The sequence below is a fragment of the Escherichia sp. TW14182 genome (assembly GCF_000208525.1).
GTDB lineage: Bacteria > Pseudomonadota > Gammaproteobacteria > Enterobacterales > Enterobacteriaceae > Escherichia > Escherichia ruysiae.
In genome coordinates this window covers 1-1,668 of the sequence record NZ_AEJZ01000288.1, presented here as the reverse complement: position 1 = coordinate 1,668, position 1,668 = coordinate 1, and the positions used below count along the sequence as shown (strand labels likewise).

The window sequence follows — 1,668 nt, the reverse complement described above, 5'->3', positions numbered from 1 at the left end:
GTCTGGTACATGGATATCGATACCACCGCCAATTATAAATTTAATGGAACACCCGTGAAAGACGCGGTACGACTGGATCCGTGGGTGTTTATGTTCTCTGCCGGGTACCGCTTTTAATTTTCTCTGCAAAACCTCTGCAAAACTCTTCTGCAAAACTGGTCGTCAAATGACCAGTTTTTTCCACTCCTTACCACGTGCATCGTTGTAAATATCGGTCATTTTTTGATTCGAATGACCCAGCAAAATTTGGGTATCAATTCCCTGCTCTCTGAACAATCGCTCTGATAAAGATCTCTGCTCATGGAAAGAGGGTGGGGTGCCATTAGCACGCCAGTTGTAATCCACAGAATCCCGCGCTTTTTTAAATGCAACGGTTAACGTTGCTGGCTTAACCATCCCGCCGCGCTTGGCTGTCCCTTTCGCGTGATGATGGTGCAATAGCCACGGACTAAGAACGCAATCGCGACAGGATGACACCACATCATCCAGGGTGAGATTTAATTTATCGCAACGCAGAGCAAGAGGGATGGCAATCCGGGTTCCTGTTTTTTGCTGTTCGACATGAAGATAACCATCCCGGATATCCGAAAACTGCATTTTGCAAATATCTGAAAGGCGCTGGCCTGTCATCAGTGCCAGCAGCATGCCGCGCTGTAAAAAGTAACCATCCTTTTCCGCTGCGTTATAAATCATCATCCACTCATCAAAAGTCAGTCGCTGTCTTGATATCCGCACCTGCGGTTTTTTTGCCGATTCTGCAGGGTTAAAGCCTGGCGGAACATCGCCTGTTTGCTGAGCTTCCCGGAAAACATCGATCAGTACCTTCCTGAAAATTTGTCCCATTCTGTTATGTCCTCTGGCCTTGTACTCTTCCAGCACCGATACCACATCTTTTACGGTTATGGCATCTAATGATCTGGTGCCAAAACGTTCATCAAATACCCTGAGAGGGGCCGCTTTTTGTTTCAGCGTGTTGAGTTTGATCTCTCCGTTTTCATATCTTTCCTGTTGAATTTTTCTGTAATTATTCAGAAAAATGGAAACGGTTGATGAACCGCCGGTATCATTAATAATTTTCTCCTGCAGACTGAGCATTTGTTCCATTTGCTGCCTGGCAAGACGGCTGTTCGCTTCTGCTGCAATAGTTTCTGCCAGTTTCTGGTCAATACTGCCGAGACCGTGATTTTTGCCTGTTATGGGATGCCTGTAACGCCAGTAAACTTTGTTATTTCTTTTGTCAAAATACGGAGATAATCCCGGAACATCAGTTTTATATTTTCGCGGGCGCGCCATCTTCCAGTATCCTCTTCAAGGCTGGGTGATCTGTGGCGATCACCTCCGGCTTGTTTACCATTCCTACAAAGCGAGCGTGTGGATCCACTCGCCAGTGTCTTCCAACTTTTTTGGGGAGAGGAAATATCATTCCGGCTTTAGCGTATTTACTTAACGTACCCGGAGTAGGGACCGGCTCACCGAATTCCTCTTTTGCCCACTCAGTGAGCAGAATAAGTCTTGCCATGAGCGTCGTTCGCTAATCATGGTCGCCGCCACTATAGCTGGTGGGCGACGACCGGGGTTGAACATTAAAAATCAGCTTGACTCGGGATCAGTTTTTGCCAGATTGCTGAAACGTATTTTGCCTGGTGACGGGCATCATCCAGCGCATTG

Annotated in this window: 3 protein-coding genes and 1 pseudogene; 1 reads left to right on the top strand and 3 read right to left on the bottom strand. The window is 46.9% G+C overall.

Annotated features, from left to right (window positions below; all coding sequences use genetic code 11):
* The coding region (locus EQY_RS25085; RefSeq protein WP_000326253.1) for an OmpW family outer membrane protein at positions 1-117 on the top strand (117 nt) is incomplete at its 5' end.
* 45 nt (positions 118-162) lie between these two features.
* Here EQY_RS25085 and EQY_RS0120090 read toward each other — a convergent pair.
* From EQY_RS0120090 to EQY_RS26930, 3 genes and pseudogenes are all read right to left on the bottom strand, one after another.
* Entirely contained in the window at positions 163-1,293 is a 1,131-nt protein-coding gene (locus EQY_RS0120090; RefSeq protein ID WP_000113659.1) for a phage integrase Arm DNA-binding domain-containing protein, read from the bottom strand.
* The gene (locus EQY_RS0120085; RefSeq protein WP_000113179.1) at positions 1,271-1,519 is read right to left on the bottom strand and encodes an excisionase; all 249 of its coding nucleotides are present in this window, start codon (positions 1,517-1,519) and stop codon (positions 1,271-1,273) included. The genes EQY_RS0120090 and EQY_RS0120085 overlap by 23 nt, the downstream gene beginning before the upstream one ends.
* Before the next feature lie 64 nt (positions 1,520-1,583).
* Positions 1,584-1,668: pseudogene (locus tag EQY_RS26930) on the bottom strand (3'-5' exonuclease); the annotation flags it as partial.

Coding starts and splice junctions, on each gene's coding strand:
- EQY_RS0120090 (WP_000113659.1), bottom strand. CDS start 1,293: ATGGCGCGCCCGCGAAAATATAAAACTGATGTTCCGGGATTATCTCCG.
- EQY_RS0120085 (WP_000113179.1), bottom strand. CDS start 1,519: ATGGCAAGACTTATTCTGCTCACTGAGTGGGCAAAAGAGGAATTCGGT.